General features: G+C 45.6%; 30 protein-coding genes. 20 read left to right on the top strand and 10 right to left on the bottom strand.

The features are described from left to right. Positions 1 to 14 precede the first annotated feature (14 nt). Positions 15 to 971, bottom strand: a complete 957-nt coding sequence (corA, locus tag N7U64_RS03240) for a magnesium/cobalt transporter CorA (RefSeq protein WP_318928486.1) — start codon at positions 969 to 971, stop codon at positions 15 to 17. A gap of 111 nt (positions 972 to 1,082) precedes the next feature. Continuing rightward, positions 1,083 to 1,631, bottom strand: a complete 549-nt coding sequence (locus tag N7U64_RS03235; protein ID WP_012370548.1) for a hypothetical protein — start codon at positions 1,629 to 1,631, stop codon at positions 1,083 to 1,085. A 270-nt stretch (positions 1,632 to 1,901) separates the two neighbouring features. Between N7U64_RS03235 and N7U64_RS03230 the strand changes: the two genes are divergently transcribed. Both N7U64_RS03230 and N7U64_RS03225 read left to right on the top strand, forming a co-directional pair. Next, positions 1,902 to 3,002, top strand: a complete 1,101-nt coding sequence (locus N7U64_RS03230; RefSeq protein WP_251139428.1) for an NAD(P)/FAD-dependent oxidoreductase — start codon at positions 1,902 to 1,904, stop codon at positions 3,000 to 3,002. A 100-nt stretch (positions 3,003 to 3,102) separates the two neighbouring features. Continuing rightward, positions 3,103 to 3,441, top strand: coding sequence for a hypothetical protein (locus N7U64_RS03225; RefSeq protein ID WP_318928485.1), 339 nt, complete (start codon positions 3,103 to 3,105; stop codon positions 3,439 to 3,441). A gap of 79 nt (positions 3,442 to 3,520) precedes the next feature. Here N7U64_RS03225 and egtD read toward each other — a convergent pair whose 3' ends face one another. The 4 genes from egtD to N7U64_RS03205 all read right to left on the bottom strand — a co-directional run bounded on the left by egtD (position 3,521) and on the right by N7U64_RS03205 (position 7,670). Further along, positions 3,521 to 4,483 (bottom strand): L-histidine N(alpha)-methyltransferase, encoded by a 963-nt coding sequence (egtD, locus tag N7U64_RS03220; protein ID WP_318928484.1) that lies wholly within the window; start codon positions 4,481 to 4,483, stop codon positions 3,521 to 3,523. Next, complete coding sequence (gene egtB / locus N7U64_RS03215; RefSeq protein ID WP_318928483.1) at positions 4,484 to 5,755, bottom strand: ergothioneine biosynthesis protein EgtB; 1,272 nt, start codon at positions 5,753 to 5,755, stop codon at positions 4,484 to 4,486. It abuts the gene before it with no gap. Between the two features lie 135 nt (positions 5,756 to 5,890). Then, positions 5,891 to 6,874: a GMP reductase gene (gene guaC, locus N7U64_RS03210; RefSeq protein ID WP_285801089.1), complete on the bottom strand. Its 984-nt coding sequence runs from the start codon at positions 6,872 to 6,874 to the stop codon at positions 5,891 to 5,893. 253 nt (positions 6,875 to 7,127) lie between these two features. Beyond that, on the bottom strand, positions 7,128 to 7,670 hold the full coding sequence (locus N7U64_RS03205; protein WP_318928482.1) for a GNAT family protein: 543 nt from the start codon (positions 7,668 to 7,670) through the stop codon (positions 7,128 to 7,130). Positions 7,671 to 7,827: 157 nt separating this feature from the next. On the opposite strand from N7U64_RS03205, the gene N7U64_RS03200 reads away from it, so the two are divergent. The 9 genes from N7U64_RS03200 (at position 7,828) to N7U64_RS03160 (ending at position 14,059) form a co-directional block, all read left to right on the top strand. After that, positions 7,828 to 8,082 (top strand): hypothetical protein, encoded by a 255-nt coding sequence (locus tag N7U64_RS03200; protein ID WP_290826436.1) that lies wholly within the window; start codon positions 7,828 to 7,830, stop codon positions 8,080 to 8,082. Positions 8,083 to 8,366: 284 nt separating this feature from the next. Continuing rightward, a complete protein-coding gene (locus N7U64_RS03195) occupies positions 8,367 to 8,567 on the top strand; it encodes a cold-shock protein (protein ID WP_012370557.1) in 201 nt (66 codons plus the stop codon). A gap of 377 nt (positions 8,568 to 8,944) precedes the next feature. After that, the gene (locus N7U64_RS03190; protein ID WP_012370558.1) at positions 8,945 to 9,145 is read left to right on the top strand and encodes a cold-shock protein; all 201 of its coding nucleotides are present in this window, start codon (positions 8,945 to 8,947) and stop codon (positions 9,143 to 9,145) included. 202 nt (positions 9,146 to 9,347) lie between these two features. Further along, positions 9,348 to 9,548, top strand: coding sequence for a cold-shock protein (locus N7U64_RS03185; protein WP_012370557.1), 201 nt, complete (start codon positions 9,348 to 9,350; stop codon positions 9,546 to 9,548). Between the two features lie 203 nt (positions 9,549 to 9,751). Continuing rightward, positions 9,752 to 9,952, top strand: coding sequence for a cold-shock protein (locus tag N7U64_RS03180; protein WP_012370558.1), 201 nt, complete (start codon positions 9,752 to 9,754; stop codon positions 9,950 to 9,952). A gap of 88 nt (positions 9,953 to 10,040) precedes the next feature. Beyond that, complete coding sequence (locus N7U64_RS03175; RefSeq protein WP_012370559.1) at positions 10,041 to 10,427, top strand: nuclear transport factor 2 family protein; 387 nt, start codon at positions 10,041 to 10,043, stop codon at positions 10,425 to 10,427. Positions 10,428 to 10,621: 194 nt separating this feature from the next. Next, entirely contained in the window at positions 10,622 to 11,686 is a 1,065-nt protein-coding gene (serC, locus tag N7U64_RS03170) for a 3-phosphoserine/phosphohydroxythreonine transaminase (protein WP_318928481.1), read from the top strand. Next, positions 11,687 to 12,844: a phosphoglycerate dehydrogenase gene (locus tag N7U64_RS03165; RefSeq protein WP_012370561.1), complete on the top strand. Its 1,158-nt coding sequence runs from the start codon at positions 11,687 to 11,689 to the stop codon at positions 12,842 to 12,844. A 12-nt stretch (positions 12,845 to 12,856) separates the two neighbouring features. Then, positions 12,857 to 14,059: a DUF1015 domain-containing protein gene (locus tag N7U64_RS03160; protein WP_318928480.1), complete on the top strand. Its 1,203-nt coding sequence runs from the start codon at positions 12,857 to 12,859 to the stop codon at positions 14,057 to 14,059. 66 nt (positions 14,060 to 14,125) lie between these two features. Here N7U64_RS03160 and N7U64_RS03155 read toward each other — a convergent pair whose 3' ends face one another. Beyond that, positions 14,126 to 15,910: a glycoside hydrolase family 13 protein gene (locus tag N7U64_RS03155; protein ID WP_318928479.1), complete on the bottom strand. Its 1,785-nt coding sequence runs from the start codon at positions 15,908 to 15,910 to the stop codon at positions 14,126 to 14,128. Positions 15,911 to 16,113: 203 nt separating this feature from the next. On the opposite strand from N7U64_RS03155, the gene N7U64_RS03150 reads away from it, so the two are divergent. After that, complete coding sequence (locus tag N7U64_RS03150; protein ID WP_012370564.1) at positions 16,114 to 16,827, top strand: YebC/PmpR family DNA-binding transcriptional regulator; 714 nt, start codon at positions 16,114 to 16,116, stop codon at positions 16,825 to 16,827. A 329-nt stretch (positions 16,828 to 17,156) separates the two neighbouring features. Further along, the gene (locus N7U64_RS03145; RefSeq protein WP_214764713.1) at positions 17,157 to 17,450 is read left to right on the top strand and encodes a hypothetical protein; all 294 of its coding nucleotides are present in this window, start codon (positions 17,157 to 17,159) and stop codon (positions 17,448 to 17,450) included. A gap of 43 nt (positions 17,451 to 17,493) precedes the next feature. Here N7U64_RS03145 and N7U64_RS03140 read toward each other — a convergent pair whose 3' ends face one another. After that, positions 17,494 to 17,766: a hypothetical protein gene (locus N7U64_RS03140; protein ID WP_318928478.1), complete on the bottom strand. Its 273-nt coding sequence runs from the start codon at positions 17,764 to 17,766 to the stop codon at positions 17,494 to 17,496. A gap of 350 nt (positions 17,767 to 18,116) precedes the next feature. Between N7U64_RS03140 and N7U64_RS03135 the strand changes: the two genes are divergently transcribed. The 7 genes from N7U64_RS03135 to mnhG are packed head-to-tail and all read left to right on the top strand — an operon-like array spanning position 18,117 to position 23,909. Next, positions 18,117 to 20,522: a Na+/H+ antiporter subunit A gene (locus N7U64_RS03135; RefSeq protein ID WP_318928477.1), complete on the top strand. Its 2,406-nt coding sequence runs from the start codon at positions 18,117 to 18,119 to the stop codon at positions 20,520 to 20,522. Next, complete coding sequence (locus tag N7U64_RS03130) at positions 20,519 to 20,959, top strand: Na(+)/H(+) antiporter subunit B (protein ID WP_012370568.1); 441 nt, start codon at positions 20,519 to 20,521, stop codon at positions 20,957 to 20,959. The genes N7U64_RS03135 and N7U64_RS03130 overlap by 4 nt, the downstream gene beginning before the upstream one ends. 3 nt (positions 20,960 to 20,962) lie before the next feature. Beyond that, positions 20,963 to 21,304: a Na(+)/H(+) antiporter subunit C gene (locus N7U64_RS03125; protein ID WP_318928476.1), complete on the top strand. Its 342-nt coding sequence runs from the start codon at positions 20,963 to 20,965 to the stop codon at positions 21,302 to 21,304. Next, positions 21,297 to 22,781 carry a Na+/H+ antiporter subunit D gene (locus N7U64_RS03120; RefSeq protein ID WP_214764711.1) on the top strand — a complete coding sequence of 495 codons (1,485 nt, stop codon included), beginning with the start codon at positions 21,297 to 21,299 and terminating at the stop codon, positions 22,779 to 22,781. Before N7U64_RS03125 ends, N7U64_RS03120 begins: the two co-directional genes overlap by 8 nt. A gap of 3 nt (positions 22,782 to 22,784) precedes the next feature. Beyond that, positions 22,785 to 23,261: a Na+/H+ antiporter subunit E gene (locus N7U64_RS03115; protein WP_012370571.1), complete on the top strand. Its 477-nt coding sequence runs from the start codon at positions 22,785 to 22,787 to the stop codon at positions 23,259 to 23,261. Further along, on the top strand, positions 23,261 to 23,545 hold the full coding sequence (locus N7U64_RS03110) for a Na(+)/H(+) antiporter subunit F1 (RefSeq protein ID WP_012370572.1): 285 nt from the start codon (positions 23,261 to 23,263) through the stop codon (positions 23,543 to 23,545). Before N7U64_RS03115 ends, N7U64_RS03110 begins: the two co-directional genes overlap by 1 nt. Next, the gene (gene mnhG, locus N7U64_RS03105) at positions 23,529 to 23,909 is read left to right on the top strand and encodes a monovalent cation/H(+) antiporter subunit G (RefSeq protein ID WP_318928475.1); all 381 of its coding nucleotides are present in this window, start codon (positions 23,529 to 23,531) and stop codon (positions 23,907 to 23,909) included. Before N7U64_RS03110 ends, mnhG begins: the two co-directional genes overlap by 17 nt. A 49-nt stretch (positions 23,910 to 23,958) precedes the next feature. Here the strand turns inward: mnhG and N7U64_RS03100 are convergent, their stop codons facing one another. Both N7U64_RS03100 and N7U64_RS03095 read right to left on the bottom strand, forming a co-directional pair. Beyond that, on the bottom strand, positions 23,959 to 24,405 hold the full coding sequence (locus N7U64_RS03100; RefSeq protein ID WP_012370574.1) for an Rrf2 family transcriptional regulator: 447 nt from the start codon (positions 24,403 to 24,405) through the stop codon (positions 23,959 to 23,961). A gap of 190 nt (positions 24,406 to 24,595) precedes the next feature. Next, positions 24,596 to 25,486 (bottom strand): glycerophosphodiester phosphodiesterase, encoded by an 891-nt coding sequence (locus N7U64_RS03095; RefSeq protein WP_318928473.1) that lies wholly within the window; start codon positions 25,484 to 25,486, stop codon positions 24,596 to 24,598. Positions 25,487 to 25,639: the final 153 nt, after the last annotated feature.

Below are 25,639 nucleotides of genomic sequence, written 5' to 3'. Positions count from 1 at the left end.
CGGACTCCCCCCTCTTACTCATCAAACCAATGATTTTTTCTAAAGTACACAATCATCCCCAGCGCAATGACTGCCATCCCCCCGAGTGTAAAGAAATAACCAAAACGTGTCGTCAGTTCCGGCATATGTTCAAAGTTCATCCCATAGATGCCGGCAATGAACGTTAACGGCATGAAGATGGTTGTAAAAATCGTTAACGTTTTCATGATATTATTCATCCGGTACGAGTTGAGGGAAATGAAATTATCCCGGAATTCGGACGTCATTTCCCGGTTATACTCAATCATTTCGTTCAGTTTGAGCAGATGATCGTAAATATCCTGGAAAAATGCTTTTTTATTGGCATGAATCGCAAGCCGACGGGATTCAACGACCCGGTATAACAAATCCCGCATCGGTAAGAGCGTTCGGGCAACAACTAATAAATCGGACCGAATCTCAAATATCTCTTCCATGATCCGTTTATCATTCCCACGCTGTTCATACCGCCCTTCCAGTGCAAAAATCTTGTCTTCCAACGCATGAACGATCGGAAAATAACCATCGACGATTTTATCCATGATTTTATGTACAATTTCAATGGTCCAGTGCTCGGAATCATCATGTAGACGCTGGAAAGCTTGGAACACTACGTCAATTTCACTTGACGGCTGCTCGTGGTAGGACACCACATAGTTCTCATTGACAAACAGGTTGATTTCTTTTCCTTTCAATGACTCCGTATCCAGGGCATGGAGCACAAAAAAACTGTATCCGTCGTAATATTCCAGCTTCGGACGCTGTAAGTATTGAAAACAGTCTTCGAGGGCCAGCGGATGAAAATCAAAGACGGAAATCAACTGTTGTTTTTCTTGCTCCGTCGGCTGATTAAAATCAACGAAATACCATTTGATGTCAGGTGCGTGAATCCGACCCAAGCCATCGTCCACTACAACTTGATGATCTGTCGTCACCAAAAGACAGCGTATCATGAACATTCACCTTCTTTTCGTCACGGTTTGTGTAATCAGTATCGCAAACAATCTGTTCGATTTCCATAAAAAAAAGACTGCAGGTTTTATCAAGCCCTACAGTCCCTTCCTTTATCCTCGTTCGAAGTAAAAGCCACTCCAGTAGACATGACGATACGTAAATTCTTTACCGCTTTTAGTCGTCACAAGCATTTCATCTTCCGAAACGACAGCAATCTTAACCGGTGTTTCCCCGTGATCCGTCAAGAAGTTTAGAATCTCTAGATGACGATTCAACCACAACCGGCGACGGAACCAACGGAACCGACTAAATGCGGCTGTAAAGTGTAGGATCGATAACAGCATGATGATCATACCGAACGGTAACGGTATATCAAACAACGCAATTAAATAAAAGTCCGCAACGATTAAAAAGACGGATAACCCCATCTCCGTCATTTCCATAAAGGAAGCTTTATACGTTGCAAAATACGTCATGACACGAAATAAAACAATGACCGTCAAATATGGTACAAAATAAAGACGAAAAATGTTGTCCGACCCACTATTGACATACATGAGCAAGGGCAGGAAGAAGAGCAACTTCCAAATTAGGATGGCGGAATAAAACAAAGTGTGATCCGTGTAGCGTTTGCGTACGATGGCGCGACTAATGTTCATTGCCTTCCCCTCCTTCAGTGATGACTACATGTTCGAGTCGATGATGTCGGGTTCTGATGCCTATAAGGGTATGTTTCCTCATTGAAGCGTTTCTAATCGTATATTTCGTGTGAAATATCGGTTTATATTCAGTATACGAAATATTTTGATAAAAAGTTTTACTTTCCCATCATTCCCCATATTTATAATGTGCTGCCTCATCAAAATTTGTCGATTTTGATTTTTTTCTTTACACTTAATAAAGATCACTTTGGAAATGAGATGAAAAACATGTACAGCCACATCATTGTCGGTGCCGGAATCCTCGGAACATCGACCGCTTATCATTTAGCAAAACAAGGAGCAAATGTCCTCCTCGTCGACCGGAAAGAAGCCGGACGTGCCACACATGTCGCAGCCGGTATCATCTGTCCCTGGATGACACAGCGACGAAATAAAGCCTGGTACCGCCTCGCCAATAACGGAGCCCATTACTACGATAAGTTGATCCCGGAACTGGAGGCGCTCGGCGAAACAACGACAGGCTATCAAAAAGTCGGAACCATCGCCTTGCATGAAACATCAAAAATCGAAAAAATGCAGATGATTGCGGAAAATCGTTTCCCGGAAGCACCGGCCATTCAACGCATCGAACGATTGACGGCTGATCAGGTCCGGTCGATGTTTCCTTTGATTGAGTTCGTCGAAGATGCTCTGTTCGTCTCAGGAGGCGCCCGTGTCGACGGTCGTGCCTTACGGGCTGCCATGGAACGCGGAGCGATCAAACACGCGGCTACCGTCCTTGAAGCGGACGCCTCGCTGGTCGTCGTCGACGGTCACGTTCAAGGGGTTCAAATCGGTCAGGACATCCACTATGCCGACCAGGTCATCTTGACTGCAGGTGTCTGGGTCAACGAGTTACTTGAACCGTTGCAAACAAAACTTGATATTCGTGCCGAAAAAGGACAGATTCTTCATCTGGATATCTCGAGTGACCAGTCGAAAGAATGGCCCGTCATCATGGGACAGCGCGGTTTATATCTCGTCTCGATCGAGGACGGCAAACTCGCACTCGGTTCGACACATGAAAAACAACTCGATTATAACCTTCAGCCGACCGTCAAAGGCATGTACGCCTTGTTGACTCGCGCCATTCCCGTTGCACCGGTACTCGAAGAAGCCAACATTAATGAGATGCGTGTTGGTCTCCGCCCGTATACAAGTAATTCCTTACCTGTCATCGGCAGGCTGGCGAATCATCCGAATGTTTTAATCGCTAACGGTCTCGGAGCCTCCGGCCTAACGATTGGTCCGTATCTCGGTCAAGAGTTGGCGAAACTGGCACTCGATCAGGAGTTAGAAATTGATTTGAACGATTATCTTTTACAGTAACCTGTTCACGGTTTACGTATTATCATCTGTATAGTAGATATACCCTTTACAAAACAAGAACAAACGTTCTTTTAATTTGACGTATGAAGGAGTTCTGGATGTGCATCCGATAAAAGCTATGGTGACCCTTAAACAATTTGAAGCGTTGGACATTCGTGTCGGCACTATCCGTTCCCTCAGCTTTTCAGACACTCAAGCAAACTTATTAGTTCTGTCGGTTGTGTTTGAAGATTTTCAGCAATCCGTCTTTCTGAATTGGAAAGAAACACGTTTCGAGTACGAAGAAATCATCGGGAAACAAGCTTTGATCCTGCTCAACGTTCCCGGCATCGTCGCCGGTACGACCGGTCGTGTATTGGAACTCGGGACACGGGATCATCTGATGCCGGTACTCGCCTGTCCGGAACATCCGATTCCTGACGGCAGTCGCTTGAGTTAACACTGTCTGAACCTCCGGTCTGACTTAAAAAAAAGAAGGAATCGCCATCAAAGATGCGCAATTCCTTCTTTTTTTTAAGTCAGACCCGTGTTTTTTCCAAGTAGTGCACGCTGAAATGATGTTGCGGATCCGTGAAACATCTGATCGGTGTAAATCCGTTTTGCTTGGCCAACCATTGAAACTCTTCCTGACTGTACTTATAGGAATTTTCCGTATGAATTGTTTCGCCCTTTTTAAAGGTAAACCGCTGATCGGCAATCGTGACGATTTGATCGATTCGACTTTTCAGATACATTTCAATCCGTCCCTGCTGTTCATTATAAAAAGCGACATGCTCGAATAGGTCGACGTCAAACGTTCCATTGAGCGATCCGTTGATATGCCGTAAAATGTTTAAGTTAAACTGAGCCGTGATGCCTGCTTGATCGTTATAAGCCGCATGAAGCACACTGGCTTCTTTTTTTGTATCAATTCCAATCAGGAAGCCGTCTCCCTTCTCCAGTAATTGACTGGACTGTTGTAAAAAGTCGGCTGCTTCCTGCGGATGGAAGTTCCCGATGGTCGAACCGGGAAAGAAAATTACCTTTTTCTGTTTTTCCTCGACGGGTAGAAGTAAAGGCGCGGAATAATCGCCGCAAACCGCTTTAATCCGGAGTGACGGATAATCTTTCGACAATTGATGCGCGGATTGAATTAAAAAATCTTTGGAAATATCAATCGGCATATATTGTTCCAACTGATGAAGGGAGCTGAGTAAACTTTTGATTTTACGGCTGCTGCCGCTCCCATACTCAATCAAGGTATGAACGGGTCCGATACAATCTGCGATAGCGGATTGGTACTCGGATAAAATGTCGATTTCCGTCCGTGTCAAATAATACTCCGGCTGTTGTGTAATCTGTTCGAACAATTCGGAACCGGTTTGGTCATAAAAATATTTTGCCTGCAATACCTTTTGAGGTTGTGCCAAACCGTGCAACACTTCCTGCAGCATGTTCTGCTGATCCGTATACATATCAAAACTTTCGACCCGTTGCCGCATTTAAAGATCACCCGCCAATCGGAAGCCGCTGAACTGCCAACGTTTATCCGGCGGGAAAAAGTTCCGGTACGTCGCTCGGATATGGTCACCCGGGGTCACACACGCTCCGCCGCGAAGAACCATTTGGTTACACATGAACTTGGCATTGTATTCTCCGAGCGCGCCTTCGAGCGGGCGGCTCTTCGGATACGGGGCATAGGCGCTCGCCGTCCACTCCCAGACGTCACCAAACATACCGTGTATCGCGTGGTCCGTATCCGAAACCGAACGCGGATGAAAGGATCCCTGTTCCATGAAGTTTCCTTGTTGAGCGACTTGCCGTCCGACATATTCCCATTCGGCTTCTGTCGGCAGACGTTTACCGCACCATCGGCTGTATGCATCTGCTTCATAAAAACTGACATGGCATACCGGTTCATCCCATTGCAACGGTTCAACACCGTTTAAGGTAAAGATCGACCAGTCTCCCTGTTGATCTTTCATCCAGTACAGAGGTGCCTTCCATTGTTGTTGCTTGACGACTTGGAAACCGTCCGACAGCCAATATTCGGACTGTTCATATCCTCCCGCCTCGATGAAGGCTAAAAACTCACGATTGGTGACGGGGCGTGTCCCCAATTCAAAGGGTTCGAGCCAGACTTTATGCACCGGACTTTCATTATCAAAAGCAAATCCGCGACCGTCATGACCAATTTCAACGAGTCCACCCTCAAATCGTGTAAACTCAAGTGACAGAGAAAGATCAGTTTCAGTACGCTCGACTTGTCGCGTCTGATAAGCCGGTAACAACGGATTGGTAAAGAAATTATATTTTACATCCATCAGAATCAACTCTTGATGCTGCTGTTCATGTTGCAACCCCATTTCAATCAATTGCTCGATCTTCTGTTGAAGCGACGTGTCCCGTTCTTCCTGTAAAAATGTCAGGACAGCCTGATCGACGTGTTTACGATAAGCAATGACATCCTTAACTGTCGGACGGGACAACACACCCCGCTGATGACGGGGTTGATAAGGACCAATTGAATTATAGTATGAGTTAAATAAATAGTTATATGCGGGATGAAAAACTTGATACGTATCAGCATATTCTTGAAGAATCATTCGTTCAAAGAACCAAGTCGTATGGGCAATATGCCATTTTGGCGGACTGACGTCAGAACTTGCCTGAATCACAAAATCCTCTTGCTCTAACGGTTCAATCAACGTAAGTGTCTGGTTCCTGACTGTATAAAATTTGTCTGCTAAGTAGGTTGTTGTTTCCTGACTCAACGCTTTCACTCCCTTTATTATGAAATATTCTGAAAATATACACCATTATCTTTACCCCTTATCAGTCAAAGTAAGCGCTCTCATAAATATAAAAAAATCGGAACAAGACCTGGGATAGGCCTTACTCCGATCTCTTTAGTAAACTTTATCACCATTAAAGATTGAATTTTTAACCACTACATAATCAACTGTTCGAATGGCTTGCAATTTATTACCGCCGGCATATGAAATCGCCGATTGTAAATCTTGTTCCATCTCAGTTAACGTATCAGATAAACTGCCTTTGAATTCAACGAACATTTTTTTACCTTCAACGTTTTTCTTTTCACCTTTTTGAAATTCCGAAGCCGAACCAAAATATTCCTTCACTTGAAGACCGTCAACTTCCTGCATTTCACCCGGTGACTCTTCGTGTCCGGCAAATAAGGAACCGATCATCACCATCGTTGCCCCGAACCGGACTGATTTGGCAATATCTCCATGTGTCCGGATTCCACCATCTGCGATGATTGGTTTGCTGGCGGCCTTCGCACACCATCTTAATGCAGCTAATTGCCAGCCGCCGGTACCGAAACCTGTTTTGATTTTCGTAATACAGACTTTCCCCGGTCCGATCCCGACTTTTGTAGCGTCTGCGCCGGCATGTTCCAGTTCGCGGACCGCTTCCGGAGTACCGACATTACCTGCGATGACAAAACTTTCCGGTAGTATTTGTTTGATATGTTGAATCATCCGGATGACTGCTTCTGAGTGTCCGTGGGCAATATCAATCGTGATATATTCCGGTGTCAATCCTTCTTGCGCCAACGTTTCGATGAACATATATTCTTCTGTTTTCACACCGACACTGATCGAAGCAATCAATCCCCGCTGTTGCATCTCGCGAACGAAGTTCAGTCGCGTTTCCGGCTCGAACCGGTGCATGATATAAAAATAGCCGTTTTCAGCCAGAAAAGTTGCGATTTTTTCATCGATGATTGTTTGCATATTGGCTGGAACGACAGGTAATTTAAAGCGTCGTCCTCCAAATTCAACCGTCGTATCACACTCTGAACGACTTCCGACGATCGATTTAGCTGGAATCAATTGAATATCTTCATAATCAAATACTACATCCATCATTAACACCCCAAATAACGAATATTTTTTATAAATAGTTTCTTAATGTTCGCACTATAATACTATAACGAACGATTAAAGGTTTGTCAAAAATATTTTGCCAAAAAGCATACTTTTTACCTTTAAATTTATTTAATGTTCGTCTTTTAAATCAAAAAACCCCTCAGAGAACAATTTAAGAGGTGTTTTTCATAAAAATAGAATCTATTCCTTTTTTTCAACATGTTCAGAAAAAAACTTAACCGATATTGGTTCAATCGAATAGAAATTCTTCTTTCAACAATGCAAATAAAATAAAATCTTCCCATGCTCCGTTAATATACAAACTTTTTTTAGCAAGGCCTTCTCTTCTGAACCCTACTTTTTCCAACACACGGATGGAACCAATATTTTCCGGCATGACCTCTGCCCGCAACCGGTGAAACTGATGCGTCTCGAACAAAATTCTTGCGGCTTGCCGGACCGCTTCTGCCATGATCCCTTTCCCGTTATGTTCCCGGTCCAATTGGTATCCGATCATACAGGTCTCTGCCGGAAACCGTTCGACGAATACAGCAGATACATCACCGATCAGTTGATTGTTTTCCGTTAAAAACACTCCAAAGGCATACGAGCGGTCCGACAAGCTGTTTTCCATCATCTGTTCGATTCGTTCTTGTTGTTTTGTCAATGTGTAAGCACTTGCTTGCGGTTTCACCGGCATCCAGTATTCAAAATGTAATTGATTTTTTACGTTTAACTGGAGCAGCTGTTCTGCATCAGACAGCTGATACGGGCGAAGAAAAATAGTTCCCATGATTAATTTCCTCCATTAAAAAATAGTATGAATTCATAATTCTTCAACTTTAGACAGTTAAAGCGTTTGACAATTCGTTTTTCGGGAAAAATATAAAAACCTGAATAAGTAACAAAGTGTTTACAGAGGGGATGTAAACCATGAAAAGGAGGAGAGCATGCGTACAGATACAGAATTATTCAAACAAATCGAATTAAAAAATAAGCAAGCTCTCGAAGCGTTGTACGACCGTTACGAGAAATCCTTATACTTACTCCTTACACGTATGTTGAATGACGAAAACAGAGTCCAACTTACTCTAAGACAAATCTTTCAGGATGTCTGGACAAGTCCTAATCAATACCCATCCATTCACGGTTATTTGATCAAAGCCGTGAAACAAGTTCGATCGCAACGCGAACCGATTCATTAATTCTTCTTTTTACGATGTATTTCTTCTATAGAAGAAGATGATTGATTTTATAGATATTCGAAAAATTTAAATTAATCCCTTTATCTTTTAAAGATCAGTTTGATAATTTTAGGGAGAACTTCTACTTTTTTTGTTTATTACTTCCTTTTTCTATTTAGTTATGGTACATTATAATCAATTATTGTTGTTCGGTGGAGATGCAAAGTTTACACTTTCGACTCGATGAAATTGATCACAGTAGTAATAATTTAGTGTGACTTAGTCATACGCAGGAGGCAACACACATGGAACAAGGTAAAGTAAAATGGTTTAACGCAGAAAAAGGTTTTGGCTTCATCGAACGTGAAAGCGGCGACGACGTTTTCGTTCACTTCTCAGCTATCCAAACAGACGGTTTCAAATCACTTGACGAAGGTCAAGAAGTTTCGTTTGAAGTTGAAGAAGGCCAACGCGGACCGCAAGCAACTAACGTTACTAAACTTTAATTTTCTTAGAGGATTCGCTGATGCGGATCCTCTTTTTGTTATCAAAATTAGACGAGAATACTCCCACTTTTTAACATTCAGGCCGAAGCCCTCGTGCGAGTGGGAGTATTCTCGTCTTCGGGCAAAGCGTGTCTTGCGACACGTCAATTTTCGACCGCTCGGTTGGATAACTCAGGAATCTACTACCTCTTAATGAAGCGTAAGTGGAGTGAATTCAATCTTTTTTGCCTATCCCTATCTTTTTATATCTCGTCATGGTATATTATGAACAATTATTGTTGTTCGGTGGAGATATGAAGGTTACACTTTTGACTCGATGAAATTGATCACGGTAGTAATAATCAGTGTGACTTAGTCATACGCAGGAGGCAACACACATGGAACAAGGTACAGTAAAATGGTTTAACGCAGAAAAAGGTTTTGGCTTCATCGAACGTGAAAACGGCGACGACGTTTTCGTTCACTTCTCAGCTATTCAAACAGACGGTTTCAAATCACTTGACGAAGGTCAAGAAGTTTCGTTTGAAGTTGAAGAAGGCCAACGCGGACCGCAAGCAACTAACGTTACTAAACTTTAATTTTCCTGAGAGGAAGCGCAGCCGCGTTTCCTCTTTTTTTAATTCTTTTCAATCTCCCCTATCTTTTTCAAACCGGACATGGTATATTATTAAGTAATTATTGTTGTTCGGTGGAGATACAAAGGTTACACTTTTGACTCGATGAAATTGATCACGGTAGTAATAATCAGTATGACTCAGTCATACGCAGGAGGCAACACACATGGAACAAGGTAAAGTGAAATGGTTTAACGCAGAAAAAGGTTTTGGCTTCATCGAACGTGAAAGCGGCGACGACGTTTTCGTTCACTTCTCAGCTATTCAAACAGACGGTTTCAAATCACTTGACGAAGGTCAAGAAGTTTCGTTTGAAGTTGAAGAAGGCCAACGCGGACCACAAGCAACTAACGTTACTAAACTTTAATTTTCCTGAGAGGAAGCGCAGCCGCGTTTCCTCTTTTTTTAATTCTTTTTCAATCTCCCCTATCTTTTTCAAACCGGACATGGTATATTATTAAGTAATTATTGTTGTTCGGTGGAGATACAAAGGTTACACTTTTGACTCGATGAAATTGATCACGGTAGTAATAATCAGTATGACTCAGTCATACGCAGGAGGCAACACACATGGAACAAGGTACAGTAAAATGGTTTAACGCAGAAAAAGGTTTTGGCTTCATCGAACGTGAAAACGGCGACGACGTTTTCGTTCACTTCTCAGCTATTCAAACAGACGGTTTCAAATCACTTGACGAAGGTCAAGAAGTTTCGTTTGAAGTTGAAGAAGGCCAACGCGGACCACAAGCAACTAACGTTACTAAACTTTAATTTTCCAAGACTCTGCTGTTGCAGGGTCTTTTTTGTTTGATTTTTCTTTGAACTGACTGTTCATTCTAAGACCGAAAGGATGATATTCATGGAACCATCAGCTAAACACCTTCAACTGCAAACACTCTTGAGCGAACGACATGCTTATTTGATGGAAGGAAACCGAGAAGCGATGCATCAGCTGCTTTCAAGTGATTTCTCATTCATTGACGGTCAGGGACGGCAGTTTGATGCTGAGACGTATCTCGATCATTATGTCGATCCGGACCAAATTCAATGGAGTAATCAAATCAGTGAATCGATGGTGGTTGAAGTCTTCGAGACGACGGCTCTCGTCCAGGAAATCGTCGAAGATCATTTTTCATACGGTCGTAGCATGTACATCGGCCGTTTCCGAAGTGTTTCACTTTATCACTGGGCAAACGAAGGATGGAAATGGCATTTTCACCAGCTGACACCTCTTGATCCTTCTTAAGAACAATAAGCTGTACGGATTTCCCGATCGGACCAGTCACTCTTCAGGAGGGCTGGTCTTTTTTAATGCACGGATTGATTCGCCCTCCTCTTTCAGAAACTTCATCATACTCAAAATGAAGTTTGATAAACTGTTTTCATTCCGTTACACTTTAGTTGTGAATATTTTCTGAAAATTATTGGAGGCGGAATGCGATGACTGTATTTAACTTTTCAGCCGGTCCGGCAGTCCTACCGGTACCGGTCTTACTTAAAGCTCAATCCGAGCTTCTGAATTATCAAGGATCTGGACAGTCTGTTTTGGAATTGAGTCATCGTTCCGGCTTATTTGAACATATCATCGAGGAGACAGAGTCTCTGCTTCGGGAGCTTCTCCAAATTCCGGATCATTACCGTGTCTTGTTTTTACAAGGCGGTGCAACCCTTCAATTTTCTATGTTACCGCTTAATTTAGCGACTGTCCGTCAGCGTGTCGACTTTATCGATACCGGAAGTTGGTCACAAAAAGCGATGCAGGATGCCGAGGCTTTTATTCAGACCAATATCGTTGCTTCCTCAAAAGCGGACCGCTATCGTTCGATCCCGACCGATACAATCCGTTCTGACGCCGATTACCTCCATATCACCTGGAATAATACACTCGAAGGAACCACGTTTACTTCGGTTCCAACAGTCGATGTCCCGTTAGTGGCAGATTTCTCCTCCTCCATCTTGTCGGAACCGATTGATGTCAGTCAGTTTGACGTGATATATGCCGGGGCTCAAAAAAATCTGGGATCGGCCGGTATGACGCTTGTCATCATAAAGGAGGATCTGTTACAACGAACACCGGACCGTTTAGGATCCTATTTACGGTACGATACGCATGCTGCTCATCATTCTTTATACAATACACCACCCACATACAGCATCTATTTGACGAAACTGGTCCTCGAATGGATCAAAGAGCAGGGATTCGACACAATCGTCGAGCGTAACCGCAAGCAGGCCGCTTCCCTGTATGCTTATTTGGATCAATCTACCTTATTCTCAAATCCTGTTGCTGTACAGGATCGAAGCCGAATGAATATTCCTTTTACGACCGGTGAAACAGAGTTAGATGAACAATTCCTGCAATTTGCAGAACGTCATCAGCTCGTGAATTTAAAAGGACATCGTTCTGTCGGAGGAATGCGTGCCAGTCTGTATAACGCAATGCCAACGGCGGGCGTCGATGCCCTGATTGCCGTATTAGAACGATTCGAACAGGGGGAACGGTAAATGCATCATGTACAACTATGGAATGACGTGTCTGAAAAAGGGTTAAAACGCTTCACCGACCACTATGTCGTCAAACAAGACATCGAGGCCGCGGACGCTTTTCTCGTCCGCAGCAAAGATTTACACGGCATGAAGTTCCCGCCTTCCTTAAAAGCGGTCGCCCGCGCCGGTGTCGGCGTCAACAACATCCCGCTCGACCAATTGGCGAATCGGGGAATTCCGGTTTTCTCAACCCCCGGCGCAAATGCCAACGCCGTGAAAGAGCTGGTCATCGCAAGCTTATTCCTGACTGCCCGGAAATTAATCCCCAGTATCTTATGGACCAACAACCTGCGTGGACCGGACATCCCGGAACGGATTGAAGCGAACAAAAAACAATTTGCCGGCACAGAGTTACTCGGAAAACGGATCGGTATCGTCGGACTCGGTGCGATTGGGGCCAGCTTAGCGAATACACTGCACGAACTCGGGATGACGGTTTCCGGATACGATCCGCATATGTCCGTCGAATCTGCATGGCGCGTCTCGAATCAGGTTCACCGCGTCACCAATCTTGAAGAATTGCTCACGACAAGTGATTACATTACACTCCACTTGCCGTTGATTGATTCCACCCAACATCTGCTCGATGAACGGTTACTCGGAAAAGTCAAACAAGGAGCAACATTACTCAATTTTTCACGTGGTGAATTAATTGACGAACAGGCTTTGGCAACGGTGTTGAAATCAGGGCGGTTATCTAACTATGTCACTGATTTTCCGAATGCTTTCATTCTTTCTCTTCCTCGTGTCATTCCACTGCCGCATATCGGCGCGTCAACGGCGGAAGCAGAAGAAAATTGTGCCATCATGGCTGTCGATCAATTGAAGCTGTTCCTTGAGACCGGCAACATCCGGAACGCGGTGAACTTCCCATCGGTCGAATTGCCGTATGCCGGTAAACGTCGCCTGACAATCGCCCATCAAAATATTCCGAACATGGTCGGTCAAATCGCCTCTGTCCTCGCGACCGAACAAATCAATATTGCCAATATGATCAACGGTAGTAAGGATGGTATCGCCTACACGATCATCGATATCGATAACCATCTGGATGAAACGATTTCACTGGAACAATTAAACGCCATTCCCGGTGTACTGAAAACAAGATTACTTTAAGGAGCGATGACTATGCCTACGTTTGAACCTTTCCATGCCTTGCGACCTGATCCGAAATATGCAGAAGCGTTCTCGTCTCTCCCGTACGATGTTTTCAATCGCGCGGAGGGACGGTTGGAAGTCCGGCGCCGTCCGTTGTCTTTTTTACGAATCGATAAGGCCGAAGTGACATTACCGGACTTGATTGATGATCATGATTCGCGTGTTTATCAGCAAGCAGCCCTTCATTTCAAAGAAGCGATTGAACGCGGGATTCTCCTGACCGATGACGTCGAAAGTTATTATCTCTATCGTCTGACCGACGGGACGCATACGCAGACCGGCTTTGTCGGTTGTGTCTCTGTCGCGGACTATGACCAAGGTATCATTCGGAAACACGAATTCACGCGACCGGATAAAGAACGGGACCGCGTCCGTCACGTTCAGTCGCTCGCTGCCCATACCGGTCCGATTTTACTGGCCCATCATCCGGATGATGAACTGAATCGTGTCGTCTCGGAACAGACGAGTCAATCCCCGCTTTATCAATTTACCGCTGAAGACGGGATTGAGCATACAATCTATAAAATTACGGACCGTGATGCGATGATGACGATCGGCAGCCAGTTTGCCCGTCACGATCACCTGTATATTGCTGACGGTCATCACCGGGCTGAAGCCGCTTCACAAGTCGCCCGGCTGAATCCTCATGAAGATGCTGGTCTGTTTCTCGCCGTCTCTTTTTCAAGTGATCAATTAAACATTCAAGGCTACCATCGTGTCGTCGAAGATTTATACGGTCAGTCGGTTGATGATTTGCTCGAAAGACTCAGCAGCCGGTTCAACGTGACCGAAGGACGTGCGACGGAAACCAAAAAACACCGTTTCGAAATGTATGTCAAACAAAAATGGTATACACTGGATTACGAGAAAAATCGTGGATCTGTTAAGGGAGATCTCGATGTCGCCATTTTACAGGACGAATTATTGACGCCATTCCTCGGAATTGAAGACCCTCGAACAGATGCACGGATTCAGTTCGTCGGCGGTGTTCGCGGATATGATGGACTCGAGCAACTGGTTGACCAAGGCACGATGGCCGTCGCATTCCACCTTCATCCGACGAGCTTAACCGAATTGATGGCGGTCGCTGACGCCGGTGAAGTCATGCCGCCGAAATCGACCTGGTTTGAACCCAAACTAAGAAGCGGTTTGCTGATTCACCCGTTTTTCTGATCGTTTTTAGACAACAAAACATCCGTTCAGGGAATTAATTGTTCCTGAACGGATGTTTTAGTTTGGTTATGTTGTTTCCACCCGGAGAATTTTTCCGGACAACGGACGTACGGTGACGGTTCCCAAATACCGTTGTCCGTCCATTAAATCAACCGCTGCTTTGTCCAAGTCAAAGCGGATTTCTTCTGAACCATTGTTAAATCCAATCAAATAGGTCGCTTCATCAGACTGACGACGAATGAGGAAACTTGCCGTCTCATCATCCATTTGTTCGAATTGATAGCCGCTCGCGTTGGCGAGAGCGGGGTGCGATTTCCGTAAATCAACCAACTTTGTGATATACGTCAAGAGATCCCTGTCCTGTTCCGCCTGATCCCAGACCATACACTTCCGGTTATCCGGATCCTGACCGCCTGTCATACCGATTTCATCTCCGTAATAGATGACCGGACTTCCCGTGAATGTCAGCAGTGACAGCATCAACAGTTTCATCCGGTCACGGTCCCCATTCGCCCGCGTCAAGGCACGGGGTGTATCATGCGAATCCACCAGATTGAACATCACTTCGTTGACATTCATCGTATTGCTGTTCAGATTCCTGACGATTGCATGACTGAATTCAGACGCCGTACTTTCATTCGTCGCAAAAAATGTTAAGAAAGCTTCCGTCAATCCGTAGTTCATGACCGCATCAAACTGATCGCCGAGCAACCACGGTTGTGAATCTGTCCAACACTCGCCGACAATATAGGCTTCCGGATTCGCTGCCCGGACTTCACGCCGGAACTCACGCCAAAAAGCATGATCCACTTCACTCGCGACATCCAGTCGCCATCCGTCGACGTGGAACTCTTCCACCCAGTAACGCCCAACTTTTAACAAGTACTCTTTTACATCAGGATGCGCCGTATTAAGTTTCGGCATATTCCCTTCAAAGGCAAAAACTTCATAGTTCGGCACTGGTGTCGATTGGACCGGGAACGAGTCCATCATAAACCAATTCGCATACTGCGACTCATTGCCATGCGCAATGACGTCTTGGAAGGCCGGATGATCAACGCTGACGTGATTAAAGACGGCGTCCAGTAAAATCCGAATCCCATTTTGATGGAGCAACTGAATCATTTCCCGGAACGTCTCTTCTGTTCCAAAGGCCGGATCGAGTCGTAAATAATCTAACGTATCGTATTTATGATTCGACGGTGCGACAAAGACCGGACAAAAATAAATTCCGGTAATCCCCAGCTCTTTTAAGTAATCGATATGATCAATCACTCCTTGAAAATCGCCCCCGAAATGATTGTCAAACGCCGGTGCTTCGGCACCCCAGGCGATGGTACCCGGACGATCATTCGTCAAATCCCCGTTCGCGAACCGATCGGGAAAAATTTGATACCAGACGGTGTCTTTGACCCATGACGGCGCATCAAATACATCGACCGCATTCATATATGGGACGGCAAAGTAGTAGCCCGGATGATCGAGCGGTACTTCATCGTACCAGCCGCGTTCCGTATAGACGGCCGATTCACCGTTAGCATGAACGTTAAAGCCGTAGCGGACCCGCTTCTTTGGGGGCCGGATGGCAACGAACCAAAAATCATGTGTCGCATCCGATCCGGCAAACGTCATGTCTGTCGTCTCCGTTTTCCAAAATTTTTCTTTATCAGGATCAAAGTTCCAGTCCCGATCTTCCTCTTTTTCTGCATCCCATTCATAAGGATCCCCGTGGATCAGTTCAATACGGTCCAGGTCCCCTTTGGCTGACATCAAGCGGATATGAACCGTTTCTTGATCGTATGTATAGACATACGGAGACAGGGCCCGGTGAAACACAGCTGCTTTATTCATAAGTCCCTCCCCTTTCATCCTCTTCATTTCATCTTCTTTTACTTCCCGATTTCAGACTGTATGTAAACGTCAATCACGAAAAAACAGCGGATTTGCTATCTTTTCAGTTTAGCAATCAACAGCTTATGCGGTATACTGATGAAGCAGAAGGAACCAAGCAGTTCCTAACTAATTCGAAGTCATGTGAAAGCGAGTGGATTCTGATGGGTCGTAAATGGAATAACATTAAAGAAAAAAAGGCGTCGAAAGACAAAAATACTAGTCGCGTCTATGCGAAGTTCGGCCGGGAGATTTATGTGGCCGCTAAACAAGGTGAGCCGGATCCGGAATCCAACCAGGCATTAAAAGTCGTTCTCGAGCGTGCGAAGACGTATAGCGTTCCTCGTGCTATCGTCGATCGTGCCATCGAAAAAGCAAAAGGCGGCGCGGAAGAAAACTTTGACGTCTTACGTTATGAAGGGTTTGGACCAAGCGGTTCGATGGTCATCGTCGAGACATTGACGAACAATGTTAACCGGACAGCGTCTGACGTCCGGGCTGCATTTGGTAAAAACGGCGGGAATATGGGAGTCAGCGGATCGGTCGCTTACATGTTTGATGCAACAGCGATCTTTGCTTTTGAAGGCAAAACGGCAGACGATATTTTGGAATTGATGATGGAAGCGGACATCGATGTCCGTGACATCTTGGAAGAAGAGGAATCGGTCATCATCTATGCCGAGCCGGAACAGTTCCATGCCGTTCAAGAGACGTTGAAAGAGGCAGGAATCACTGACTTCTCAGTCGCTGAACTCGTCATGCTTGCGCAAAACGAAGTGACGCTGTCTGACGAAGACGTGCAACAGTTTGAAAAAATGATTGATGCGCTCGAAGACCTCGAAGACGTCCAACAAGTCTATCACAACGTCGAACTTTGATCTTCGTTTTATTCATCAGCCGGTTCTCATACCGGCTTTGATACACAAAAAGGAGTCGGATCTACGTCCGACTCCTTTTTGTTTAGCTTCCGTTCGCCTGTGCAAAAGAAACCAGATTCTTTCACATGTTCTAACTCAGCTGACGCCCATCATCCGGATAGTCACGCGCTGTCAGGATTAATGATAAAGTATGAAACGCGTTTCATATCAACCCAAAAAAAGATTCTTTTTGAAGGTTTAATTTTTGAATATAATGGGAAAAGACATATTCGATACTGATAGGTGATATATTTTTAGGTCACGTGCTTTTCACATAAGGAGGAAATGGTATGTCTTATTCATTGATTGAAACTTTTAAACGAATCGTAAGTGAAGCTAATCGCTTTAACCGGGTTGATTTCGGCGGTTACGATATCTATATGCAAGCAAACGACGGACGAACGATCACAGCAAAAATTCGTTTCGACGGTGGTGGTCAGGATCAAAACGAAGCGTACCTGTTCCTTGAATCGAGTACCGGTCACAGTCGGATGACGACACTGACTCTACATCAATTCGAACATCTCTCTTCTTATGCTGCACACAGCGAGCGGATTCAAGCGCTCGTTTCAACTAGTGCTTAATTCCTTATATGACAACACGCCCTCCAATGGAGAGCGTGTTTTTTTACTGATTTTCTTCCTTTTCGAGACGTTCCAGTTCAGCGTGTGTTTGCGGGAAACCATTGGCTTGCCAATCCGCGCGATGAATGGAATCGAGTTGTGTTAATCCAACTTCCGTTTTATCTTTTTTTGCATCGACACTCTGCTGACGGTCGAGTGCAGTCGGATCACTGAATCCTTGCGACGAATTCCCTGCTTGCTTATAACGTTTGATAGCTAACGCAGATAAGGCTGCGAGCCCCCCAATGACTAAACCTTGTTTAAATGACTTTTTCATGACGACACCTCTGTTCGCTGAATTTTTAGACTTTATTGTTTTTCCCTGAAAAAGACTATTGTAATCAAATTTCCGCCGTCTTCAAAAATTTTTTCGAACTTTTTTTCATGTTTTTCTGCCGTGTTCCTACATATTTAATAATTTATTCAAAAACCGCTTTCCTGCACTACCTCAAGAAGGTTCGGGTCATGCAGAGAGCCGAAATCTACGTTATACTTTTAACAGATGCTTCATAAGAATCGAATGATTGGATAAAAAAGGACTCGTCACAAGCACGACTGCTCGCTTGCGTACTGCGTCCTTCTTTCATTTTTTCGATGAAATGAACGATATGAAAAGGAGGGAATCATGTGTCATTGCTTCATTTGGCAATCTTGTTGCCGTTACTCGTCAGTCTCTTCATTCCATTGTTGTATAAAAAAATTCGATCGGTGCACACAGGCTGGTTCGTCCTGCTTGTTCCGCTGACGCTCGTCGCTTACTTCAGTCAATTTCTCAGCCAGACGATGGCCGGAAAAACAGTCGTTGCAACGATGAAATGGATTCCTTCGCTCGATATCAATTTCGTGGCTTACGTCGACGGGCTTGGTTTACTATTTGCGTTATTGATTACCGGAATCGGTTCGCTCGTCGTGCTGTATTCGATTTATTATCTCGATGCCAAAAAAGAAGCACTTCATAATTTTTATGTGTATCTGCTCCTGTTCATGACGGCGATGCTCGGAATCGTCTTGTCCGACAATATGATCGTCATGTATCTGTTTTGGGAATTGACATCGATTTCGTCTTTCCTGTTGATCGGCTATTGGTACGAACGGGAACGCTCCCGTTACGGTGCCCAAAAATCAATGCTCATCACTGTTTTTGGTGGTCTGTCGATGCTCGGCGGGATTTCCCTGCTGTCGCTCTTGTCCGGCTCATTCAGCATCCGTGAATCGCTTGCGACGGTCGGCACCTATTCCGGTGATCCACTCTTCACCGTATCGCTTGTCCTGTTTTTACTGGCGGCTTTTACGAAATCCGCCCAGTTCCCGTTTCACATCTGGCTACCGGACGCAATGGAGGCACCGACTCCGGTCAGCGCCTATCTCCACTCGGCTACGATGGTCAAGGCCGGTCTCTACCTCGTAGCCCGGATGAGTCCGATCTTTGCGGAAACACCGCTCTGGTTTTATCTGGTGTCGTCTGTCGGAATGTTCACACTCTTCTGGGGATCATTGAACGCCGTCAAACAGGTTGATTTAAAAGCGATTTTAGCCTATTCAACCATTTCACAACTCGGTCTGATCATGTCATTGCTCGGACTCGGAGCAGCTGCATTGCAGGTCGACATCATACCGGACAGCCTCTATACAGTCGCAACCGTCGCTGCCGTCTTCCACTTGATTAACCATGCCACGTTCAAAGGAAGTCTGTTCATGATGGCAGGAATCGTCGATCATGAGACCGGCACACGGGATATCCGGAAACTCGGCGGTTTATCGCAACTGATGCCGGTGACGTTCACGATTGCGACGATCGGCACGTTGTCGATGGCGGGTGTACCGCCGTTCAACGGTTTCTTAAGTAAGGAAATGTTTTTGACCGGTGTTCTTCAAGTATCAGAGTCCGGCTTATTCCATCTCGATACATTTGGTCTGTTGTTCCCGTTCTTCGCCGTCGTCGGTAGTATCTTTACGTTCGTCTACAGCATTTTAATCGTCTACCGGACATTCCTTGGTCCGAAGCAACTCGACAAGTTGCCGAAAAAACCGCATGAAGCACCGATCGGTATGCTGTTACCACCGCTTTTTCTCGTGTCCTTGGTCGTTTTGATCGGCTTGTTCCCGAACCTGTTGTCGAACACCTTGATTCGTCCGGCAGCGGAAGCCATTTTACCGAAAGTCATCGCAAACGGCGGTACGATTCCGGTCGAGATCAAGCTCTGGCATGGATTTAATCTGGAACTGTTCTTAACCGTCCTGATCATCTCAGCCGGAACCGTTTTATTCCTGACCTTGCCAAAATGGCGCTCCCTGTATCACCGGATGCCGAAGCAGGTCTCGCTCAATCATCAATATGATGCCCTGTTGCGTCGCGGTGAGCGGACCTCGACCGCTATCCATGATACGGTCATGACCGGCTATATGCGTTCCTACCTCGTGTATATCTTTGGTTTCATCGTCGTCCTGGTATTATCGAGCCTTTATTTCCTCGATGCCTTCCGGTTTGATGTGAACCCACTCAGTACGGTTCATGCCTATGAAGTCGTCTTGGTCCTGGTCCTTGTCGGCAGTGCCTTATCAATTACCTTTGCCCGGTCGCGTTTGACATCGATCATCTTACTTGGTGTCGTTGGTTATACGGTCGCTCTGTTCTTCGTCTTATTCCGGGCACCTGACTTGGCTTTGACCCAACTCGTCATCGAAACCGTCTCCGTCGCTTTATTCCTGCTTGTGTTTTATCACATGCCGGAAATCAGCCGGAAAGAGGAACGGATTAAATTTAAACTCGGAAACGCAGCAATTTCCGCACTTGTCGGCTTAAGTGTTACACTCGTTGCACTCGCTTCACTCAGCCAACGGTCATTTGCTTCGATTGCCCAGTATTATATCGACAACGTAGCGGACCTTGCTGCCGGCGGGAACATGGTCAACGTCATTCTCGTCGACTTCCGTGGTTTTGATACGTTGTTTGAAATCAGTGTGCTCGCGATTGCCGGACTCGGGATTTACGCGATGATCAATTTCCGCAAGACAGGAGGAATCGACAAATGAAAAACCCGATCAAAAAGCATACGAATGACGTCATATTGGAATCTTCGACGACATTCATCACTTTTATCATCTTTTTGTTTGCCGTCTACCTGTTTTTCGCCGGTCACTACACACCGGGCGGCGGATTTATCGGTGGTCTTGTGACCGCCTCGGCACTGGTTCTCGTCCTATTGGCTTTTGACATCAAGACACTTCGGCAGATTCTTCCGATTGATTACAAACAGATGACGGCAGTCGGCATGTTGATTTCCGTGCTGACAGCGTCTGGTGCCCTGCTGTTTAACAAACCGTTTTTCACACACGCCCACGGTTACTTCAATTTACCGCTGTTTGGAAAAACATCTTTGCATACAGCGATGTTATTCGATTTAGGTGTTTATCTTGTGGTCGTTGGTGTGACAATGACAATTATTCAAACGATTGGGGAGAGTGATTAACGCATGGAAATCATCATGGCGATTGCAGCAGGCATCTTGACGATGTGTGCCGTCTATCTCATTCTTTCAAAAAGTGTCTTACGAATCATCATCGGAACCGGTTTACTCAGTCATGCTGCTCATCTGCTCGTCATGACGATGGGTGGTCTGAAGACCGGTGCCGCTCCTGTCATCAAGGACGGCGTCACCCAGTATACGGATCCGCTGCCACAAGCCTTAGTCTTGACAGCGATCGTCATCAGCTTTGGTGTGACTGCATTTTTCCTTGTACTTGCTTATCGGGCTTATCAGGAACTGGGAACAGATAATCTGGAGGAAATGAAAGGAACCGATATGCATGATTAATTTACCATTACTACCGCTGTTAATTCCGCTGATTACCGGAGTCATCTTGATGCTGTTTCCAAACCGACTCCGCCTGCAACGATCGGTGTCGCTTGTTTCGACTTTCTTGACGATCGTTGCAACAATCTATCTCGTGTACAGTGTCCGAAAAGACGGCATTCTGACCGTGACACTCGGCAGCTGGCCGGCTCCGTTTGGTATTACGCTCGTGTCGGACATGTTGTCCGCCCTGCTTGTCTTAACGACCAGTCTGCTCGTCTTTTTTGTCATCTGGTATTCAATGTATTATTTGTCCGACTTGCACCAACGGTTTTATTATTACATCGCCGTCCAATTTTTATTGCTCGGTGTCAACGGTGCCTTCACGACAGGTGATATTTTCAACATGTTCGTCTTTTTCGAAGTATTTCTGATCTCGTCTTACGTCCTGATTGTTCTCGGCGGCAAGCCGGCTCAACTTCGGGAGTCGTTGAAGTATTTGTTGATTAACGTCATTTCGTCCGCCTTGTTCGTCATGACCGTCGCCTTTTTATACGGGGTCATCGGTTCACTCAGCATGGCTGATATTTCACAAAAGATCACTGAAATCAATCAACCCGGTATCCTCAGCGTCATCGCGGTTCTGTTTTTAATTGTCTTTGGCTTAAAGGGCGCCATCTTCCCGTTGTACTTTTGGCTTCCCGGTTCGTATCAAGTGCCGCCGACACCTGTTCTTGCCCTGTTTGGTGCCTTGCTGACAAAAGTTGGTGTCTACGGTATCTTACGGACATACAGTCTGTTCTTCTCACACCAGCAACAGTTCACGCATCAACTGCTCGGTTGGCTGGCGCTCGCAACGATCGTCATCGGTGTCATCGGGGCACTTGCGACACGTGATGTGAAACAGATTCTGATTTACAACATCATCGTTGCGGTGGGTGTCATCTTGTACGGCGTCTCTGTCATGACCCGGCAGTCGCTTGAAGGTGCCGTCTTCTACCTGATTCACGACATGCTGATCAAAGCTGCGTTATTCCTGTTGATCGGTGTGATGATTGGTATTGCCGGATCCAGCCGCTTAAAAGATATGGGTGGTATGATCAAGGACTATCCGTTGCTTGGCTGGACGTATTTCATTGCGGCATTATCACTTGCCGGCATTCCACCGCTCAGCGGATTCATCGGGAAACTGTTGATCGTCCGCGGTGGTTTTGAAGCCGGCGATCTCGTGGGTCCGTTCGTCGTCTTGATTTCGAGTCTACTTGTGCTTTATTCCGTGATGCAGATTTTCATCCGCGGCTTCTGGGGGACACCGAAAACTTACAGCGGTCCAAAACGCCATCTGACCAAACAGTTGCTGGCTCCTGCACTCGCTTTAGTCGCAATGACCGTTTTATATGGAATCGGAACGGAAGCCGTCCGTCCGCTCATCTCGCAAGCTGTCGATCCGCTAGTTGATCCGACACTCTATATCCAAGCTGTACTGAAGGAGGATTAACCTATGCCGTTTCAGTTATTACTCAATATCTTGCTTGCATTCCTCTGGATGTTTCTTGCTAACTCCTTCTCCGCCTCATCGTTCATCATCGGCTACTTACTCGGTTTGATTGCGATGTTCGCGATGCGGCGAGGGTTCAGCACCCGGTTTTATATTGGACCGTTCATCGCCTTGATCCGATTGTTCATTCGGTTTTTGTATGAACTGGTCGTCGCGAATTTGGAAGTGTTGTCCATCATTTTAAAGCCACGCCTCGACATTAAACCGGGGATTTTCGCCTATGAGACAGAACTCGAACACAATTGGCAGATTACATTGCTGTCACTGTTGATTACGTTGACCCCCGGAACGTTGGTCGTCGATATCTCGGACGATAACAAGACATTGTACATCCATGCTCTGCACATGCCGGAAGCGGATGATGCAGTGGCCTCGATCCGAAACAGTTTTGAGAAAGCCATCCTGGAGGTGAGCCGCTGATGTTAGAGACGATTTTATTCATTGCCTTAGGAGGCGTCTTCCTATCCATGCTCGGTTTATTTTACCGGGTCATTAAAGGACCGTCCGTAGCCGACCGGGTCATCGCCCTTGACTCGATCGGAATCAGCCTGATTTCCGTCGTCGGTCTCGTCTCAATTATTCTTCGGACGAGTAACTATCTCGAAGTCATTTTGTTGATCGGGATTTTAGCCTTTATCGGGACGGTCGCCTTCTCGAAATTCATCGAGAAAGGAGAGATCATCGAACGTGACCGCAATCAGTGATTTTTTTGTAGCTGCCTTTGCATTGATCGGAGCATTTTTTAGCCTCGTGACGGCACTTGGCCTTATCCGGTTACCTGACCTCTATACACGTGCGCATGCCGCCTCCAAGAGTGCAACACTCGGCGTCATGAGTATTCTTATCAGCGTCATCATCTATTTCGTCGCTGAAGACGGATTTTTCTCGTCCCGAGTCGTACTCGGCATCGTGTTTGTCTTAATCACAGCACCGATTGGCGGACATTTAATTGCCCGTGCCGCCTATTACAGTGATGTTCCGCTTTGGAAAGGTTCGGTTCAGGATGACCTTGCCAAAAATCCGGAGCATGTCACCCCTAAAAAACGACCTGCTCCTAAATTAAAATGAGCCCAGTTCTTTTTCTCTACGAACACAAAAAACGGATGCGACCGTTCACTTAACGTGAAGGGTTCGCATCCGTTTTTGCGAATAACAAATTCAGTTCATATGGATTTTTGAGTAATTCGGCTAATGTATGTTGTTCCAGTTCCCGAATGAAAGCACGCAAGGCACGGGCAAGAATCCCTTTGAGCTGACACTGGGGTTCAATGACACAATGACCATCTGCCGCAAAACATTCGACGATATCCATCGGCTCCATCTCGCGAACGACTTTTCCGATATTGATTTCTTCCGGATCACGGATCAGCCGAAGTCCCCCGGTCCGCCCGCGTGTCGACTCCACGTATCCGAGTTTCGTCAATTGTTGTGTCACTTTCATCAAGTGATTGGAAGAAATACCGTAGTGATTGGCAATCGCCGGCATCGGTGTTACTTCATCTCGGTGAAGACCTAAATAAATCAGGACGCGAAGTCCATAGTCTGTATATTGAGTGATTCGCATGTTTTTCCTCTCTTTCTGTTCATGGAACCCGTTTAAATCCCACTTCACACTGCTGTTTCATCGTATCATGTTCGATCCTAATCGAAAATAAAGGATGTGCTTTTAACAGTATACGTAACGGAAAGAGATTTGGATGCCGTTCGAACAAAAAAAGTCAGTTTCCGGATCCGGAAACTGACTTTTTAAGGAATCATTTCTTTTTTGTATGTTTCAGAACTTCATTGAACCGGTCGGCGAAGTTCGTAAAGACGCCGGTCACACCGTAATCAAGCATCCGTTGCATATCTACTTTTTCATTGACCGTATACGGATGAAGCAACAATCCAGCATTCCGGATTTGTTTCGTATTTTGTCGTGTCAACGATTTAAATGATGGTCCGATACCGACAGCATACGATTGGATCGTCTTTAATTCCTTATCCGTGACATCCGTCATTTGCGGTCCCTCAAGCAGTTGGACAAGCGGAAGCTTCGGATCTAACTGCTTGACCTTCAGTAAACTGTCCCGGCTGAACGATTGAATCATGACTTGTCCCGGTTTGAACTGTTTACTTGATAACCCGTGACGACGTAACGTATCCAAAAGCTTTTTCTCCATACCCGGGTAAACTTCCGGAGATTTTGTTTCGATATAATAGTTGGCCTGTTTGCCGTACCGGTCAAAAATTTGGTTTAATGTCGGCACTTTCAGTCCTTTATAATTCGCGTTGGCATACGCCGGATAGGTTTCGTTAAACCAGCTGCCCGCATCGAGACGCTTGATTTGCGCAAGCGTTTTATCCTTGACGGCTCCGGTACCATTTGTCGTCCGGTCGACCGTCTCGTCGTGCATCGCAATCAGTTGACCGTCCTTCGTCATTTGTAAATCAATTTCAATATAATCCGCTTTAAATTTTTTATGGCTCATATCGTAGGCAAGCATCGTATGTTCCGGTGCATAACCGGATGCTCCGCGGTGAGCGATGTTGACAACTCGATTTGGATCGAGCAGTCCTTTCGCTTTCCCCGCTGCTTCAATACTCGTTGTACCGCTTGCGACGATCATTCCTGCGACTACCGTGACACCGATTTGTTTCAACATTTCTGGTTCCCCCTTCGAAGTAACGTACAGATGTATCTTATCGGCTGTTGATGAAGAATTTATGAATTCCATGTAATCTTCTGTATAGATTCCGTGACAGAGTTGTCACATCCGCTTGAACGAGTGCATAAAAACTCCCTGCTTCCGCGACGG

Origin of the sequence: Exiguobacterium sp. K1 (assembly GCF_033721435.1) — a bacterium.
Lineage (GTDB): Bacteria > Bacillota > Bacilli > Exiguobacteriales > Exiguobacteriaceae > Exiguobacterium_A > Exiguobacterium_A artemiae.
The sequence above is the reverse complement of the archived record's forward strand: the minus strand, read 5'-3'. Positions and strand labels throughout refer to the sequence as shown.